General features: G+C 69.3%; 15 protein-coding genes and 1 tRNA gene. 12 read left to right on the top strand and 4 right to left on the bottom strand.

Translation table 11 applies throughout. The features are described from left to right. Positions 1-136: 136 nt before the first annotated feature. Positions 137-895: a FadR/GntR family transcriptional regulator gene (locus tag GGQ96_RS04665; RefSeq protein ID WP_184111923.1), complete on the bottom strand. Its 759-nt coding sequence runs from the start codon at positions 893-895 to the stop codon at positions 137-139. Positions 896-977: 82 nt separating this feature from the next. Between GGQ96_RS04665 and GGQ96_RS04660 the strand changes: the two genes are divergently transcribed. Both GGQ96_RS04660 and GGQ96_RS04655 read left to right on the top strand, forming a co-directional pair. Next, positions 978-1,163, top strand: a complete 186-nt coding sequence (locus tag GGQ96_RS04660; protein WP_184111922.1) for a hypothetical protein — start codon at positions 978-980, stop codon at positions 1,161-1,163. After that, positions 1,160-2,722 (top strand): alpha-N-arabinofuranosidase, encoded by a 1,563-nt coding sequence (locus GGQ96_RS04655; protein ID WP_184111920.1) that lies wholly within the window; start codon positions 1,160-1,162, stop codon positions 2,720-2,722. Before GGQ96_RS04660 ends, GGQ96_RS04655 begins: the two co-directional genes overlap by 4 nt. A gap of 49 nt (positions 2,723-2,771) precedes the next feature. Here GGQ96_RS04655 and GGQ96_RS04650 read toward each other — a convergent pair whose 3' ends face one another. Then, complete coding sequence (locus GGQ96_RS04650) at positions 2,772-4,049, bottom strand: GGDEF domain-containing protein (RefSeq protein ID WP_184111918.1); 1,278 nt, start codon at positions 4,047-4,049, stop codon at positions 2,772-2,774. Between the two features lie 325 nt (positions 4,050-4,374). Here GGQ96_RS04650 and GGQ96_RS04645 point away from each other — a divergent pair. Beyond that, a tRNA-Val gene (locus GGQ96_RS04645) sits at positions 4,375-4,450 on the top strand. A 181-nt stretch (positions 4,451-4,631) separates the two neighbouring features. After that, on the top strand, positions 4,632-5,858 hold the full coding sequence (locus tag GGQ96_RS04640; protein WP_184112262.1) for an MFS transporter: 1,227 nt from the start codon (positions 4,632-4,634) through the stop codon (positions 5,856-5,858). Between the two features lie 38 nt (positions 5,859-5,896). Here GGQ96_RS04640 and GGQ96_RS04635 read toward each other — a convergent pair whose 3' ends face one another. Next, complete coding sequence (locus GGQ96_RS04635) at positions 5,897-6,448, bottom strand: helix-turn-helix domain-containing protein (protein ID WP_184111916.1); 552 nt, start codon at positions 6,446-6,448, stop codon at positions 5,897-5,899. 97 nt (positions 6,449-6,545) lie between these two features. Here GGQ96_RS04635 and GGQ96_RS04630 point away from each other — a divergent pair, with 97 nt between their 5' ends. Then, entirely contained in the window at positions 6,546-7,010 is a 465-nt protein-coding gene (locus GGQ96_RS04630; RefSeq protein WP_184111914.1) for a DUF6456 domain-containing protein, read from the top strand. 43 nt (positions 7,011-7,053) lie between these two features. Next, entirely contained in the window at positions 7,054-7,995 is a 942-nt protein-coding gene (gene dapF, locus GGQ96_RS04625) for a diaminopimelate epimerase (RefSeq protein ID WP_184111912.1), read from the top strand. Positions 7,996-8,004: 9 nt separating this feature from the next. Here dapF and GGQ96_RS04620 read toward each other — a convergent pair whose 3' ends face one another. After that, the gene (locus GGQ96_RS04620; protein ID WP_184111910.1) at positions 8,005-10,083 is read right to left on the bottom strand and encodes an AsmA family protein; all 2,079 of its coding nucleotides are present in this window, start codon (positions 10,081-10,083) and stop codon (positions 8,005-8,007) included. A 169-nt stretch (positions 10,084-10,252) separates the two neighbouring features. Between GGQ96_RS04620 and rpmI the strand changes: the two genes are divergently transcribed. The 6 genes from rpmI to GGQ96_RS04590 all read left to right on the top strand — a co-directional run bounded on the left by rpmI (position 10,253) and on the right by GGQ96_RS04590 (position 17,280). After that, positions 10,253-10,456 carry a 50S ribosomal protein L35 gene (gene rpmI / locus GGQ96_RS04615; RefSeq protein WP_125993407.1) on the top strand — a complete coding sequence of 68 codons (204 nt, stop codon included), beginning with the start codon at positions 10,253-10,255 and terminating at the stop codon, positions 10,454-10,456. A gap of 13 nt (positions 10,457-10,469) precedes the next feature. Continuing rightward, complete coding sequence (rplT, locus tag GGQ96_RS04610) at positions 10,470-10,835, top strand: 50S ribosomal protein L20 (protein ID WP_184111908.1); 366 nt, start codon at positions 10,470-10,472, stop codon at positions 10,833-10,835. A gap of 107 nt (positions 10,836-10,942) precedes the next feature. Then, complete coding sequence (gene pheS, locus GGQ96_RS04605; protein WP_184111906.1) at positions 10,943-12,037, top strand: phenylalanine--tRNA ligase subunit alpha; 1,095 nt, start codon at positions 10,943-10,945, stop codon at positions 12,035-12,037. Then, positions 12,034-14,385 (top strand): phenylalanine--tRNA ligase subunit beta, encoded by a 2,352-nt coding sequence (gene pheT, locus GGQ96_RS04600; protein ID WP_184111904.1) that lies wholly within the window; start codon positions 12,034-12,036, stop codon positions 14,383-14,385. The genes pheS and pheT overlap by 4 nt, the downstream gene beginning before the upstream one ends. A 191-nt stretch (positions 14,386-14,576) precedes the next feature. Continuing rightward, complete coding sequence (locus GGQ96_RS04595; protein WP_184111902.1) at positions 14,577-15,452, top strand: aldose 1-epimerase family protein; 876 nt, start codon at positions 14,577-14,579, stop codon at positions 15,450-15,452. Between the two features lie 301 nt (positions 15,453-15,753). Then, the gene (locus GGQ96_RS04590; protein ID WP_184111900.1) at positions 15,754-17,280 is read left to right on the top strand and encodes a peptide chain release factor 3; all 1,527 of its coding nucleotides are present in this window, start codon (positions 15,754-15,756) and stop codon (positions 17,278-17,280) included. Positions 17,281-17,511 lie beyond the last annotated feature (231 nt).

The following is a 17,511-nucleotide window of genomic DNA, read 5'->3' as shown; positions in this document are numbered from 1 at the left end:
CGGCGGCCGGGTTCGGTCGGAAAGGCTTTGGTGATCAAGCGCTGCGGCGGCGTCGCCATCCTTCCCGACTGGACCCCCGCCTTCGCCCGCGAACAAGAACGGCAAGCGTCCCGCCTTCGCGCGCGCCGGAGCGCCGCTATTCCCGCGCCGCGCCGTTGGCCCGCCCCGGCGGCGCGAGCGCCAGCTGGCCCTCCTCGATCGAGGCTTCGGTATCGATCCGCGCCTGCTCGACCAGTTCGGCGGTGGCGAGGCGGGCGGCGGCGGGATCGCCCTGCGCGATCGCCTCGAACAAGGCCTGATGCTGCGGGATCGGGTCGCGCGGCGGCCGGGCGCTGCGATATTTGAAGAAGGTCGTCCAGTGCACCGCCGCGGCGATGCTCGCCGACAGGCTGACCAAGAGCTCGTTGCCCGTCGCCTCCAGGATCACCGCATGGAAGGTCCGATCCGCCGCGCGGCCGGCATCGGTGCCAAGGCCGTGCGTCTCCATCTCCTGCAGGGCATGGCCCAGCCGGGCGAGCTGGCGCGCGGTGCGGCCGAGCGCGGCGAGCTCGGCCGCCGCCGGCTCGACGATCATGCGCAACTGGAACAGGCTGCGCACGAAGGGGACCGGCGGCGCCCCCTCCAGCATCCAGCCGAGCAGTTCGGGGTCGAGCAGGTTCCAATCGGCGCGCTCGCGCACCCGCGTGCCGGCCTTGGGCTTGCTTTCCACCAGCCCCTTGGCCGCCAGCATCCGCAGCGACTCGCGGATCACGCTGCGCGACACGCCCAGCCGGTCGGCGAGCTCGATCTCGCCGGGCAGGACGCTGCCCGGCGCATGGGTGCCGGTGACGATCGCCACGCCGATCTGCCGCGCAAGCGAGATATGCGCGGGTTGTGCCCGCTTGCCGGCCGCCATTCGATCATCCTCTGATTTCCCGGAAACCTAGGCCCAGTCCGTACCCTTTCGCAAGCGACCCGTTCGGCAGGACGGCGAGACCATGGTCATCGCGCTTGACCTCGCCGACAGCTTGTCTGACAAGAGTCGGAAAGGGAGAGGAAATTTCATGCGTCGGCACGCGACTGGCCTGATCGATCCGGCGGCATCGTCCGCCCCGTCCCGGATTTCCGCCGACATCGGCACCACCCCCGAACAGGCGCGGGGCCCCCGCGCGACGGAGATATGATGAAGCGAATGATCTTCAGTGCGCTGGCGCTCGCGCTGGCCGCACCCGCCATCGCGCAAGCGCCCATGGCCGCTCCGGCGGGCGAGAATGTGGTGACGGTGCACGGCGACACCCCCGCGCCCAAGTTCGACCGCAGGCTGTTCGGCCAGTTCGCCGAGCATCTGGGCACCGGCATCTATGGCGGCATCTGGGTCGGCAAGGGCAGCAGGATTCCCAATGTCGATGGCTATCGGCGCGACGTGATCGACGCGCTGAAGGCGATCCGCACGCCCGTCATCCGCTGGCCGGGCGGCTGCTTCGCCGACGAATATCACTGGCGCGAAGGCGTCGGCCCGCAGGCCCGGCGCAAGGTCAAGGTCAACACCAACTGGGGCGGGGTGACGGAGGACAACAGCTTCGGCACCAACGAGTTCATGAACTATTCGGAGCTGGTCGGCGCCGAGCCCTATGTCTCCGGCAATGTCGGCAGCGCACCGCCCTATGAGCTGGCGGAATGGGTCGAGTACATGACCTCGCCGACCGGATCGAGCCTGGCCAAGGAGCGCGCCGCGAACGGTCGCAAGGCGCCGTGGAAACTGTCGATGTTCGGCATCGGCAACGAGCTGTGGGGCTGCGGCGGAAACATGCGCGCCGAATATGCCGCCGACGTGACGCGTCGCTATTCCACCTTCATCAAGATGCCCGAGGGGCAGAAGGTGATGAAGATCGCGAGCGGCGCCAATTCGGAGGACTATAACTGGACCGAGGTGATGATGCGCGACGCCGGCGCGCAGTTCGACGGCATCGGCGTCCATTACTACACCATTCCCTATCAGTGGGAGCATAAGGGCGCGGCGACCGGCTTCGACGAGGACCAGTGGGCGCGCACCCTGGCCAAGACGGTGAAGATGGAGGAGCTGGTCACGCGCCATTCGGCGATCATGGACAAATATGATCCCAAGAAGCGCGTGGCCCTGCTGGTCGACGAATGGGGTACCTGGTACGATCAGGAGCCGGGCAGCCATCCCGGCTTCCTCTACCAGCAGAACTCGCTGCGCGACGCGCTGGTCACCAGTCTGAACTTCGACATCTTCGCCCGGCATACCGATCGCCTGCGCGGCGCCAACATCGCGCAGATGATCAACGTGCTCCAGGCGATGATGCTGACCGACGGCAACCGCATGGTGAAGACGCCGACCTATTGGGTGTTCGACCTGTACAAGGACTATCAGGACGGCGTCGTCCTGCCGGTCGACGTGCAGTCGCGCTGGTACAACAAGAACGAGTGGACGCTGAAGGCGGTGAGCGCCAGCGCGGTGCGCGGCACCGACGGCGCGGTGCATATGGGCCTGACCAATGTCGACCCGAACCAGCCGGCGACCGTGACGGTGGCGCTGACCGGCGTGACCGGCGCTGGCGTGACCGGCCGCATCCTGACCGCGCCGACGATGGACGCGCACAACACGTTCGACGCGCCGGGTGCGGTGGTGCCGGCCGCCTTCACCGGCGCGACGCTGGCCGATGGCCGTCTGACCGTGACCTTGCCGCCCAAGTCGGTGGTGATGCTCGACATCCGCTGAGCGGAGGGGGCGGAGGGGGCGGTCGCCTCCTCCGCCTCTGCTTCCTGCGTCAGACCATGATGGCGAAGGGCGGCAGGTCCGCCGACATGATCCGGTTCCGCCCGGCCCGCTTGGCGGCATAGAGCGCCTGATCCGCCGCGCGCATCAATGTCTCCAGCCCGTGCCCACCGGCCTCGCTGGTCGAGACGATGCCCGCGCTGAGCGTGACATGCGTGGCGATGCGCGAGCCCGGATTGGGGATGGCGCGCGCGGCGAGCGCCTGCATCAGCGTCGTGATGCGCTCCCGGGCCGCCGCCTGCGCCGTCCCCGGCAGCAGGACCAGGAACTCCTCGCCGCCGATCCGGCCGCAGATCGCGCCGTGCGCGACGGCGAGGTCCTGCAGCAGCGTGCCCATCGCCTGCAAGGCCTGGTCGCCCGCCGCATGGCCCAGGCTGTCGTTCAACCGCTTGAAATCGTCGATGTCGATCATCGCGACCGACAGCGGCGCATCGGCCGGCATCTCCCTGACCAGGCGGGTGAAAGCGTCGCTCATCGCCGGTCGGTTGCGCAGGCCGGTGAGCGAGTCGGTCGTCGCCATCCAGCGCAGCCGGTCATAGGCCTGCACCAGCATGTGGCGGTATCGGGTCTCGCTGAGCCGCGACAGCGTGGCGCGGACCTGTCGCCGGATCATGTGCATCCGCGTGTAGAGCATCGCCATGCTCAGAAAGCCGAAGTAGAGCGTGTAGAGCAGCCCCGATGCGGTGGTGACGGCCGGATTGAGATATTGGCTCGCCAGGAAGGCGGCGTTGAGCACGACCGCGGTCCAGGCCGTCCAGCGCAGGCTGAGCGGCAGCAGCACGAGCCCCACCGCCAGCCCGAAAAAGGCGATGTTCATCAGCCGCTCGAAATCCTGCCCGCCGAGTTGCGAGCCGGTGACCACGGCCGCCAGCATCACGATGGCGGTGAACAGGCAGGCGGTCAGGCCCTGCCACCGTTCATGGCCGATCTCCTGCCAAGCCCGCCGCGCGAGGAGATAGGCGATCGTCGTCAGCAGGCCGTGTCCCAGCACGATGGCGGGCAATGCACGGGGCGCGACGATATAGTCGAAGGGCATGGTCAGCCACAGGATGATCGTGACGTTGCGGAACCAGCCGAGCGCGATCCGGCGATTCTCCGACCAGGTCACCAGCCGCACGATCCTGGCGAGGGCTGGGGACAACGGGGCGCGACGGATGACGCCGGTGCAGCGGCCGTTGACTTCCTCCCACAGCCCCTCGGCTTCGATTTGGCGAAGCGCTTCGGTGATCACGGGCGGATCGACCACCGGCGGATGGAGCGTCAGCGGCATGGGGAACCTGGCAAGATGTAAGTCCTCGCGCTCATGCGCCGTCGCACCCCTTCCAGCGCCGGACGAGCACCAGCAAGCAAGTCTGTTCTCCATAACGGGAGATCGTTGTAAAAGTCTCCACGTCGCCGAAGTCCGTATGACGCCGTCTTCGCCGGCTAGCTGGATGGATGGATTGAGCGACAAGCCGGGACAGGCATGCGAAGGCTTTTCGCGTCCTGGTCAGGTTGATCGACACGCCCACTTCGCCACCGGATCATCGACCCACGCCGAACAACAGGTCTTGCAGCCGCCGAAAACCACGCTATTCGGCGGTTTCCCGGAGATGGGGCGCTTAGCTCAGTTGGTAGAGCATCTCGTTTACACCGAGAGGGTCGGCGGTTCGAGCCCGTCAGCGCCCACCAACCGCACCGGATGCCGGCGGACCGTGGCGTCCGGATGCGGCCGATCCTGATCTGGATCGTTGGTCTGTGCAGCCATGATGGAGCCGGGCATGACTCATCCCTTTTTCCCCGCCGGTCTGGTGCGGTGATCGCCGCCGCTTCGCCACCGTCGCCGCCGGCCGGTTCCGTGTCGCGCCGGTCGATGGCGGTGGCGGCGCTGTCGACCGTGGTCGAATGGTACGACTTCACCCTCTATCTCTACCTGGCCACGGTGTTGTCGCGCGTCTTCTATGGCGGCGGCGCGGTGGCGGTCGGGACGACGCTGGCGGGTTTCGCGCTCGCCTATCTGATGCGCCCGCTGGGGGCGATCGCGTTCGGCCATATCGGCGATCGCTATGGCCGGCGGCGGATGATGCTGCTGTCGATGGCGGTGATGACGGCGGCGATGCTGGCGACCGCGCTGTTGCCGACCCGCGACCAGATCGGGCCGGCGGCGGGCTGGCTGCTGCTGCTGCTCCGCTGCGTCATGGCCTTCTCGGTTGGCGGCGAATATACCGGCGTCGTGGCCTATCTGCTGGAGGGCGCACGGCCGGAGCGACGCGGGCTGGTGACCTCCACCGCCGCCGCCGCCAGCGAGGTCGGCGGGCTGCTGGCGGCGGCGGTCGCGGCGCTGACGGTCGGGGCGATGGGCGTGGCGACGCTGGACCAATGGGGCTGGCGCATCCCCTTCCTGATCGGCGCGGGGCTGGCGGCGGCGGTCTGGCTGGCGCGGTCGACGATGCAGGAATCGCCCGAGTTCGAGCGGCAGGCCGGGCAGGGCAGCGTGCCGGCCAACCCCCTGCGCATGAGCCTGGCGCAGCATCGCACCGGCATCCTGCGCGGCTTCGCCATCTCGGCGCTGGGTTCGATCACGTATTATGTCGGCATCACCTATGTCCCCGCCTTCCTGACCGAGACGGGCGGGGTGGGCGAGGCAATGGCGCTGTGGCTGTCGACGGGCGCGGCGTTGGTCGTGGTGCTGGTCACGCCGCTGGTCGGGCTGCTGACCGACCGGATCGGGCGGCGGCCGGTGTTGCTGGGCCTATGCGGCGCGGCGGCGCTGCTGCCGGCGGCGCTGTTCGGGATGATGGCGAGCGGCGGCTTGGCGCTGGCGGTGCTGGGCACCATGATCCTGGCGATGCTGGGCGGCGGCGTCAGCGCGGTCGGCGCCGTGGCGACCGCCGAGCAATTCCCCGGCGAGGGACGGCTGACCGGGCTGGCGCTGGGCGTGACCAGCGCCACCGCGATCTTCGGCGGCCTGGCCCCTTATGTCGCGCACCGACTGATCGCCTGGACCGGATCGCCGCTGATGCCGGGGCTGATGATTGCGGTGGTCGCGCTGGGCCTGTTGCCGGTCCTGGTGCGGATGAACGAGACGCGGCCGGGTTGAGGGAGCGCGCCCTCGCGTGAAATGCGGTCAGGACCGTGTCAGAATGACCGGATTAGGCGCACCGGCATCGCCATCCAGGCCGGTGGCTGGACCGGGCGGAGGCCCTCGCCCGTCGGCAGGAGCGTCGGCGGGTCGAGCGCAACCAGTCGACCAAACAGGAAGCCGCCCCCCGGCGTCGGGATCAGCACGTCGCGGTTCATTGCCTGCCCGAATCGATCGGGCGTCAGCATTGCGCACCAGAGCTGGTCGCCGGTGCGGTAGTCACCCGTGGCGCCGGCGACGGTGATCGCGACCATGCCGGCGTCGATGCGGGGGCAGGTCACTACGCTGGCGTGACGCGGCGCGCTGGCCGCGCCGCCGGTCAGCACCGCGACCACCGGCAGGTCGCTGCGATCGGGCAGGCGGACCAGGTCGGCCGCCTCCACCTCCAGCGCGGCGGCGATGCGGTTGAGCCAGGCGACCGACACGGTGCGGGTGCCCATCTCCAGCCGGCCGATCGTCTGCGCCGTGGTCGGCGGCACGCAAGCCCGCGCGACATCGTCCAGGGTCAGTCCCTTGGCGCGGCGCACCTCGCGGATCGAGGTAATCATGACCGTCTCCGAAAACCAGATAGGATCAAGGCTGTCCTACAAACCATCCATTGTGGCAAGCCCGATTCGGATGGAAACTGAGCAGGGAAGAGGCACGATGCGCGATCTGGTCGAACGGGTGGTGGATGGACAGGGCGTGGCGGTGCGCGGGCGGCCCCCCCGCGGACGCAAGGTGACGGTGAACCAGGCGGAATCGCCGCTCAACTGGCTTGCGGCGCGCGGGCTGGTGGACGAGCGGCAATGCGCGGCGGGCGAGCGGCTGCGCGCCGACTGGGAGCGGGCGCAGCTTGCCCCTTCGGTGACGATGCGCTGGGGCGAGCGGGTCGATGGCGACCGGGGCGAGCGCGACGACCCGACCAGCGCGCAGATCGCCGCGAAACGCCGGTTCGAGGAAGCGGTGGCGGCGGCCGGCCCCGGGCTGGCGGACATATTGTGGCGGGTGGTGTGTGCGGGGGAAGGGGTGCCGGTCGCCGAGCAGGCGCTGGGCTGGCCGGCGCGGGCGGGGCGGCTGGTGCTGACTCTGGCCCTGGACCGGGTCGCGACCTATTATCGCTGTACGTGACGCGGGCGACGGGCCGGCGGACCCAGAGGATCACCGCCGGCTCATGCGCTTCGCCTTCATCAAATGCCACGGCTCGGGCAACGACTTCCCGCTGATCGACGCGCGGGGGTTGACGCTCGACGACGCGCAATGGGCCGGCGTGGCGCGCGCGCTGGCGGACCGGGCCGGGCCGGTCGGCGGCGACGGCCTGTTGCTGATGCCGGACGGCACGGTGGAGCGGCCGATCGGCTTCCGCATGTTCAATAGCGACGGGTCGGAGGCGGAAACCTGCCTCAACGGCCTGCGCTGCGTGGCGCGACTGGGGTTCGAGGCGTTGGGGACGGATGCGGCCGGCGTGCAGCTCAACGGCTCGGTCGCGACCGCCGCCCGCGATCCCGACGTCGCGCCCGGCGTCTATACGGTGCGCGAGACGGCGGGGCCGGTGTCGCTCGACGTCACGGCCTGGCCGCTTCGGGCGGGGGGCGAGCGGATCGTCGATGCGGTAGTGCCGGGGCTGGGCGCGCATCGCTTCACCGCAGTCGCCATCCCCAATCCGCATCTGGTCACCTTCGTCGATGCGATCGACGAGGCGGAACTGGTGCGCGTCGGCACGATCTGCGAGGCGGCGCCCGACTGGCTGCCCAACCGCGCCAATGTCAGCTTCGTGATGGTAGGGGCGGACTCGCTGTTCGTCCGTACGTTCGAACGCGGCGTCGGACTGACCGACAGTTGCGGCAGCGCGATGGCGGCATCGACCTATGCGGCATGCCTGAACGGCCACAAGCGCTTCGGCGGGCCAGTGACGGTGCTCAACCGGGGTGGGCTGGTGCGCGCCGTGGCGGACGAGGACGGGATGGTCACCCTGTCGGGAAACGCCACCTTCGAATGGGCGGGAGAAGTGACGGTGGCGGACGGCGTCGCCCGTGATTTGGTGGTGACCGAGCGGTTCGACGATGAGGTCGCGGCCTGGGCCACGGTGGTGGCGATGGCGCGGGCGGCGGGGTGATCCGGCCGGTCAGAAAATCCCCAGGAATTTCTTGCGCTGCGACTTGGCGGGCTGGTTGCTGACATCGTCGCGCGGCTGACCCTTGGTGGTGCGCTGGGCGGCAGCGGTCGCGCCGGCCAGCACCGGGCCGCAGGCCGCCGACTTGGCGTCGCCGACATCGACGAACGCCAGGATCGCCGCGGGCGGCGTCGCCAGCAGCGCCAGGCCCAGCCCCGCCCCGGCGCGGCCGAGCAGTTGCGGTGAGATCACCTGGAGCGCGGGCTGCGCGAAATAGCCGCGGATGCCGACCGGCGACTGGCCCGAGAACAGGCTGAACTTCTTGCCGTCGGCGCGGAAGGCCAGATCGACCGCCTCGGTCTTGAAGCTGAAGCCGCCCTTGCCGGTGATGACGTTCTTGGTGGTGTCGATCAGGATCGGGTCGGCGGCGGCGATGCCGTTGCGCACGGTGAAGGCGATCAGGCCGCAATTGACCTCGACCGGCTTCTTGAGCTTGTCCTCGAACATCTTCTGCACGAAGGTGCCGAGGTCCAGCTCGGCGAGCTGGACGTTGCGTGTCCACAACGTGCCCTGCGGCATGATGAACGCCATCCGCCCCTGCGCGGTCGACAGCGAGTCATGGATGGTGTCGCCGCGCCCGCGGAGTTCGATCCGGCCCTTCAGCGTGCCGCTGGTCCCCGATTCGGACACGCCCCAGCCGGCGAGCAGTTTGCCGAGCGGCGTCGGCGCCAGGCGGATGTCGTAGGTCGCGTCTGCGGGCCGGGCATTGGTGTCGATCCGCACGTCGGAGGCGACGTTGCCGCGCGACAGCGCCATGGTCAGCGGCGACAGCGTCAGCACCGAATCCTTCAGCTTGACGGTCAGGTCGATGTCGGAAATCGGAATGCGGCGCGACCGCACCGCGCCGACTGTCCAATGCGCGTCGGCGTTGAAGGCGCGCATCGCCGCGACGTTGAGCGGCGCGTCGGGCAGCAGCCGGGCGGGGGCCGCGCCGGTCGCGGCGGCGGCGGCGACCGCGCCCCTGGTCGCGACGATATCGGGATTGTAGCCGATGAACGGGGCGACGTCGACGATGTCGAGGCTGCGGGTGCGCAGCTCCGCGCCGATATGCACCTTGGGTATGCTCTGCGTCACGGTGAAGCGGCCGCTGATGTCGCTGTCGCCGAAGCGGCCGGCCATGCGCGTGAACCGATATTCGTCGCCGCTCTTCACCATCTGCGCATGGAGGCGATAGGTGCGCGTCTGCGGGATGTAGACGCCGATGATGCCCAGCAGCTCCTGCAGGTTGCGACCTGTGGCGCGGGTCTGGAGCGGGACGTTCTCGATATCCGCGATCGAAGGCAGGGTGCCCGAAACGTCGACGACGTTATGCGCCGCCCACATCCGTGCGACGAGCTGGTTCCGGCCGCGATTGGCGGTGGCGTCGGGCGACAGCAGTCGTCCGGCGAGGCGGAAGGGCGTGTCGCGGATCACGCCCTTGCCCGTCACGCCGACCGCGCGGCCGATCCGCGCATCGGTCGAGCGGATGTCGTCGAGCGACAGGTCGGCGAGCAGCCGCATCCGGGGGTCGCGGTAGCGCACCGTCGTGCCGGTAACGGTGGCGGTGTCGATTCGCGGGAATTCCAGCGGCTTGCCGCCCTTCTGGTCGCTGAACGTCCAGCTGTTGGTGGTATGCGCGGCGTTCCATTCCAGATCGGCCGCGCCGTTCGCCAGGTCGAGGCTGTAGAGCCGGTGCTTGCCGAACAGGAGGGACAGCGGCGCGATCCGCGCGTCGATCCGGTCGGCCTGGAACAGGTTGGGCCGGCTCGCCCAGGCCGGATTGGCGAGGGTGAACCGCTCGGCAAGGAGCTTGATCCGGAACGGCGCGAAATAGAGCTGGAAGTCGCCATCGACCTTCACGGCGCGGTGCGTCTGGCCGGCGACGAATCGCTCGAACGGGTGTTTCAGGAACCGGCCCTTGGTGACGAACAGCAGCAGCCAGAGACCGAAGATCACCGCCAGGATACCGAGCAGCGTGTTGCGCAGGATGTGACGGCGACGCCGCTGCGCCTCCGCAGGCGACACGTCGGGGCTGGGCGCGGCCTGATCCATCGCCCCCCGACGCTTTCGGGGCCGTTTCGGTTCCGCACCGTTCCACGCGGTTGCATTTGGCGCGGGGGACGGTTAAGGGGCCCGCTTCCCGAGCGAGGCGCTACAGGACGGTCCGGCCATCAGGGCTGCCGCGGCTGTCCCAAGTCTTGCTTTATGCGAAAGGACCAAAATGCCCAAGCTCAAGACCAAGAGCGGCGTGAAGAAGCGCTTCAAGCTCACCGCCACCGGCCTGCTCAAGCACGGCGTCGCTGGCAAGCGCCACCGCCTGATGAGCCACAACGCCAAGTACATCCGCCAGAATCGCCGCACCAAGGTGCTGTCGAAGGCCGACACCGCGACGGTGAAGGCCTGGGCGCCGTACGGCCTGAACTGAGGAGCGCTGACAGATGGCACGAGTGAAGCGTGGTGTAACCACCAAGGCGAAGCACAAGCGGATTTTGGATCAGGCGAAGGGCTATTACGGCCGTCGCAAGAACACGATCCGCATCGCGCGCCAGGCGGTCGAGAAGGCCGGCCAGTACGCCTATCGCGACCGCAAGGTGAAGAAGCGGACTTTCCGTGGTCTGTGGATCCAGCGCATCAACGCCGGCGTCCGCGCCGAGGGCCTGACCTATTCGCAGTTCATGCACGGCCTGAAGCTGGCGGGGATCGAACTGGACCGGAAGGTCTTGGCCGATATCGCCATGCACGAGGGTGCGGCGTTCAGCGCGATCATCGCGCAGGCGAAGGCGGCTCTCCCGCAGGCCGCGTAAACCGGCCTGACGCGAGGTGAAACCGGGGCGCGGGTGGCTATGCCATCCGCGCCCTTTTCGTTATCGGCACGGGAGCAAACCGTCGCCGACGGGACGATGAGGAACGAATGACCGATCTCGATCAGATGCGCGACGCGCTGCTCGCCGCCGTGAGCGACGCCGAGGGGCTGGAAGCGCTGGACGCCGTGCGCGTGGAGGCGCTGGGCAAGCAGGGCCGGATCACGCAGCTGCTCAAGACGCTGGGTGGCATGAGCCCCGACGAACGCCAGGTGCGGGGCCCGGCGATCCAGGGTCTGCGCGAGGCGGTCACGGGGGCGATCGCGACCCGCAAGGCGGCGCTGGAGCAGGCGGCGCTGGACGCGCGGCTGGCCAGCGAGACGATCGATCTGACGCTGCCGGTCGACGCGGTGCCGGCGGGCACCATCCACCCGGTCAGCCAGGTGATGGACGAGCTGGCGGAAATCTTCGCCGATCTGGGCTTCGCGGTCGCGACCGGCCCGGAGATCGAGACGGACTGGCATAACTTCTCCGCGCTCAACATTCCGGAGACGCATCCGGCGCGCGCGATGCACGACACCTTCTACCTGGCGGGCGTCGAGCCGGGCGGCGACGAGGCGCTGGTGAAGCGCGTGCTGCGCACCCACACTTCGCCCGTCCAGATCCGTACCATGATGGGCCAGCAGCCGCCGATCCGCATCATCGCGCCCGGCCGCACCTATCGCTCCGATTCGGATGCGACGCACACCCCGATGTTCCACCAGGTCGAGGGGCTGGTGATCGACAAGGGCATCACGCTGGCGCATCTGAAATGGACGCTGGAGACGTTCCTCAAGGCGTTCTTCGAGCGCGACGATATCGTGCTGCGCCTGCGCCCCAGCTATTTTCCCTTCACCGAACCCTCGGCCGAGGTCGATGTCGGCTACACGATCGAGAAGGGCAAGCGCGTCATCGGCGGCTCCGGCGGTGGCTGGATGGAGGTACTCGGCTCCGGCATGGTTCATCCCAAAGTGATCGCGGCCTGCGGGCTGGACCCCGACGAGTGGCAGGGCTTCGCCTTTGGCTGCGGCATCGATCGGCTGGCGATGCTGAAATACGGCATGGACGACCTGCGCGCCTTTTTCGACGGCGATATCCGCTGGTTGAAGCATTACGGGTTCGCGAGCCTCGACGTGCCCACTTTGTCGGGAGGAGTCGGCGCATGAAGTTCACCCTGTCCTGGCTGAAGAGCCACCTGAACACCGACGCCGATCTCGACGCGATCCTCGAGGCGCTGACCCGCATCGGGCTGGAGGTCGAGGGCGTGACCGATCCGGCCGCCAAGCTGACCGGGTTCACCGTCGCGCGCGTGCTGACCGCCGAGCGGCACCCCCAGGCGGACAAGCTGCAGGTGCTGTCGGTCGATGCCGGCGACGGCCCGCTCCAGGTGGTGTGCGGCGCCCCCAATGCGCGCGCCGGCCTGGTCGGCGTGTTCGGCCGGCCCGGCGCGGCGGTGCCCGCCAATGGCATGGTGCTGAAGGTCGCGGCGATCCGTGGCGTCGAATCGAACGGCATGATGTGCTCGACCCGCGAGCTGGAGCTGGGCGAGGATCATGACGGCATCATCGAGCTGCCACAGGATGCGCCAATCGGCACCGCCTTCGCCGATTATGCGGGCCTCGGCGATCCGGTGATCGAGGTGTCGGTGACGCCTAACCGCCAGGATTGCATGGGCGTCCACGGCATCGCGCGCGACCTGGCGGCAGCGGGCCTGGGCACGCTGGTCCCGCCCACCGTGCCGCAGGTGCCGGGCGAGGGGCCGGGTCCGGACGTGCGCATCGAGGACGCGGCCGGTTGCCCCGCCTTCTTCGCGCAGGGCGTGTCGGGCCTGACCAATGGCGAGGCGCCGGAATGGATGCGCCGTCGCCTGACCGCGATCGGGCAGAAGCCGATCTCCGCATTGGTCGACATCACCAACTACCTGACGGTCGATCTCGGCCGCCCCCTGCACGTCTACGACAAGGCGAAGCTGTCGGGCGGGCTGGTCGCCCGCCAGGCGGAGGCGGGCGAGACGGTCGAGGCGCTGAACGGCCGGACCTACACCTTGTCCGCGGGCATGACCGTCATCGCCGACGACGTGGCGGTGCACGATATCGGCGGCATCATGGGCGGCGCGCATTCGGGCGTGTCGGCGACGACCACGGACGTCATCATCGAATGCGCGTACTTCACGCCGGAGGCGATCGCGCGCACCGGCCAGGCGCTGGCGCTGACCAGCGACGCGCGCCAGCGGTTCGAGCGCGGCGTCGATCCGGCGTTCCTCGACGACGGCCTCGCCATCGCGACCTTCCTGGTCCTGGAATATTGCGGCGGCACGGCCAGCGGCGTGACCCGCGCGGGCGAGCCGCCGCTCGGCACCCGCACCTATGCCTATGACCCGGCGCGGACCGAGACGCTGGGTGGGCTGGCGGTGCCGGCGGAGCGGCAACGCGCGATCCTCGAAGGGCTGGGCTTCACGGTCGGCGACGACTGGCAGGTGACGCCGCCGAGCTGGCGGCGCGACATCGACGGCATCGCCGATCTGGTCGAGGAGGTGATCCGCATCGAGGGGATCGACAAGGTCGCGCCCGTGCCGCTGCCGCGCATCCCTGGCGTCGCCCGGCCGACCGCCACGCCCGAGCAGAAGCTGGAGCGCCGCGTCCGCCGCGCCGCCGCCGCGCGGGGGCTGGACGAGGCGGTGACGTGGAGCTTCCTGTCCGAGCGGCAGGCGGCGGCGTTCGGCGGGGCGGCGTTCACGCTCGCCAATCCGATCAGCGAGGAGCTGAAGGCGATGCGCCCCTCACTGCTGCCCGGCATCCTGTCGGCCGCCGAGCGCAATCTGCGGCGTGGGGCCGGCAGCGTGCGGCTGTTCGAGATCGGCCGCCGGTACCTGGCCGAGGGCGAGCGCGCGACGCTCGGCCTGGTGCTGGCGGGCGAGCGGAGCCAACGCGGCTGGCGGCAGGGCAAGGCGGCGGCGTTCGACGCCTATGACGCCAAGGCGGAGGCGCTGGCGCTGCTGGCGGCCGCCGGTGCGCCGGTCGACAACCTCCAGGTGATGGGCGAGGCAGGCGACGCCTTCCATCCCGGCCAGTCGGGCACCCTCCGGCTGGGGCCGAAGACGGTGCTGGCGCGGTTCGGCATGCTGCACCCCGCGCTCACCAAGGCGTTCGACCTGGACGGCGCGGTGGCGGTGGTGGAGATCTATCTCGACGCGGTGCCGCCCAAGCGCGGCAGCGGCTTCATGCGCGCCGCCTATGCGCCGGCCGCGCTTCAGGCGGTGAAGCGCGACTTCGCCTTCCTGGTGCCGCCGTCTCTGTCGGCCGACGCGCTGGTCCGCGCGGTACGGGGCGCGGACAAGGCGTCAATCGTCGCCGCCCGCGTGTTCGACGTGTTCGAGCGCGAGGGCGAGAAGTCGGTGGCGGTCGAGGTCGTGCTCCAGCCGGGCGAGAAGAGCTTCACCGATGCCGATCTGAAGGCGGTGGCCGACAAGGTCGTCGCCGCCGCGGCGAAGCAGGGTGCGCAACTGCGGGGGTGAGGGGGCACATCCTCCTGTTCCCCTGCGCCCCCCATTTCCCTGCGAAGGCCGGGGGCCCAGTGGGGAAGGTCGTGGTGACAGCACGCTCTCCTTTCCGACAAACGTCCCCGATTGGGCCCCTGCGTTCGCAGGGGAACTGAGTTCCGTTTCAAACCATCCCGCATCACGGGGGTGGCAATAGGAGGGAAGCGATGACCGATCTCGTCTGGCTGCGATCCGACCGGCTGAGCGCCGCGATCAACCCGCTCGGCGCGGAATTGACGCATCTGCGCGATGCGCACGACCGCGAGCTGATGACGAACGCCGACCCGGCGTTCTGGCCGCGCCACGCGCCCATCCTGTTCCCGGCGATCGGCGTGACGCATGGCGGCGTGATCCGTGTCGACGGCACCGACTATCCGATGCCCAAGCACGGGTTCGCCCGCGACATGGCCTTTGCGGTCCGCGAACAGGGCGAGGATCACGCGACCTTCACGCTCACCGACAGCGCCGCGACGCGTGCCGCCTACCCCTATGCCTTCCGCCTCGACATCACCTTTCGCCTGACGGGCGCGACGCTGGCGATCGAGGCGCGGATCAGCAATCCGGACGACACCGCGCTGCTGGCGCAGTTCGGCTTCCACCCCGCCTTCGCCTGGCCGCTTCCATATGGCGAGGCGCGGGCCGATCACCGCATCGTCTTCGCGGCGGACGAACCCGCCCGGCTGCGCGCGATCACGCCCGACGGGCTGATCGCGGCCGAGACGCGCGACAGCCCGCTCGACGGCCGCACGCTGCACCTCGCCGACGCGCTGTTCGTCGACGATGCGCTGGTCTGGGACCCGGTCGAGTCGCGTTCGGTCCGCTACGGCGCGGCGGCGGGGCCGCAGTTGCGCATCGACTTTCCCGACACCGACAAGCTCGGCATCTGGACCAAGCCCGGCGCGGCGTTCGTCTGTGTCGAGCCGTGGCACGGCATCGCCGATCCGGTTGGCTTCAGCGGCGAATATCGCGACAAGCCGGGCGTCTTCTCGGTCGCTGGCCGGGCGAGCAAGGTGATCGCCATGCACGTCACGCTGGAGGATTGAGCGGGGGCTGAGGTCACGCGGAGGCGCAGAGATGGTCGGCGAAGCGGCGTGTCTTACCTGCCCGACGCCGGTGGGATGACTGATGCGCTTTCGCGCACGCTACACCTCCGCGTCTCCGCGTGAACCATTCTTCTCGTCGCGTCTTCGCGGCATCGCGCGCCATCCAATCCCCATGGCGCATGGCGGGGAAACACCGTAAAGGCCCCTTGCGTCCGCGCCCTGCGCGTGACGGCCCCTTGTCGTACCCGCCGCGCGCCGCCCGTCCGAGAGGCGCGCCGCTGCCAACCCGGATTGCCCGCCCGTGACTTCGCCCCGCCGCACCTTCGCGATCATCTCCCACCCCGACGCCGGCAAGACCACGCTGACCGAGAAGCTCCTCTATGTCGGCGGCGCCATCCACCTGGCGGGCGAGGTGAAGGCGCGCGGCGCGAATCGCCGCGCCCGGTCGGACTGGATGAAGATCGAGCAGCAGCGCGGCATCTCCGTCACCTCCTCGGTGATGACGTTCGAGCGCGACGGCATCACCTTCAACCTGCTCGACACGCCGGGCCACGAGGATTTCTCGGAGGACACCTATCGCACGCTGACCGCGGTCGATTCGGCGGTGATGGTGATCGACGCGGCGAAGGGGATCGAGCCGCAGACGCGCAAGCTGTTCGAGGTGTGCCGGCTGCGCTCGGTGCCGATCATCACCTTCGTCAACAAGGTCGACCGCGAGGGCCGGCCGGTGTTCGAACTGCTCGACGAGATCGCCGACATGCTGGCGCTCGACGTGTGCCCGATGAGCTGGCCGGTCGGCATGGGCGGCGAGTTCGAGGGCGTGCTCGACCTGCAGGGCAACCGGATCAGCCGGCCCGAGGGCGACAGCCGCAGCTTCCAGGGCAAGGTGGAGGAGGCGCCGGTGCTCGCCGAACGCTGGGCCGAGGAGATCGAGCTGGCCCAGGCCGGCTATGCCGAGTTCGACGCCGAGGCCTATCGCAACGGCGACCTGACGCCGGTCTATTTCGGGTCGGCGCTGAAGGATTTCGGCGTCGCGGAGCTGATCGGCGCGCTGGCGAAGTTCGCGCCGCCGCCGCGCCCGCAGCCGGCCGAACCCGCCCCGGTCGCGCCCGAAAATCCGGAGGTGACCGGCTTCGTCTTCAAGGTCCAGGCGAACATGGACCCCAATCACCGCGACCGCATCGCCTTCATGCGGCTGTGCTCGGGCACCTTCAAGCGCGGCATGAAGCTGACCCCGACCGGGCACGGCAAGCCGATCGCGGTGCATTCGCCGATCCTGTTCTTCGCGCAGGACCGCGAGATCGCCGACGAGGCCTATCCGGGCGACATCATCGGCATCCCCAACCACGGCACACTGCGCGTCGGCGACACGCTGTCGGAGCGGGCGGACGTGCGCTTCACCGGCCTGCCCAATTTCGCGCCCGAAATCCTGCGCCGCGTCGCGCTGAAGGACCCGACCAAGACCAAGCAGCTGCGCAAGGCGCTGGACGACATGGCCGAAGAAGGGGTGACGCAGGTCTTCTATCCGGAAATCGGGTCGAACTGGATCATCGGCGTGGTCGGGCAGCTCCAGCTCGAAGTGCTGCTGTCGCGGCTGGACGCCGAATATAAGGTCGCCGCCGGGCTGGAGCCCGCGCCGTTCGACACCGCGCGCTGGGTAAGCGCGGAGGACCCGGCCGAGCTGAAGGCTTTCACCGACCTCAACCGCGCCGCCATGGCCAAGGACCGCGACGGCAATCCGGTGTTCCTGGCCAAATCGTCCTGGGAGGTGGGCTATGTCGCCGACCGCTATCCCAAGGTGAAGTTCGCGGCGACCCGCGAGCGTTGAGGGGGGCTGGAAACGGACGTTTTCCGGGTCCATGTCACCCCACCCCGGTGGAGGCGGGGGTCGGGTAACGGAACGGATTGGGCAAGTCGCCAGCGTCCCCCAACCGGGCCCCGGCCTTCGCCGGGGGTGGTAAGCGGAAATGCAGGGGAGCGGGCACGGGCATTGCCTCGCCCTGCCCGGCGACCTAAAGCGCAACGCTTCACAAAAGGGTCGGACGGTCTTGGCGCTCTC

The organism is Sphingomonas abaci (assembly GCF_014199625.1).
Taxonomy (GTDB): domain Bacteria; phylum Pseudomonadota; class Alphaproteobacteria; order Sphingomonadales; family Sphingomonadaceae; genus Sphingomonas; species Sphingomonas abaci.
The sequence above is the reverse complement of the archived record's forward strand: the minus strand, read 5'-3'. Positions and strand labels throughout refer to the sequence as shown.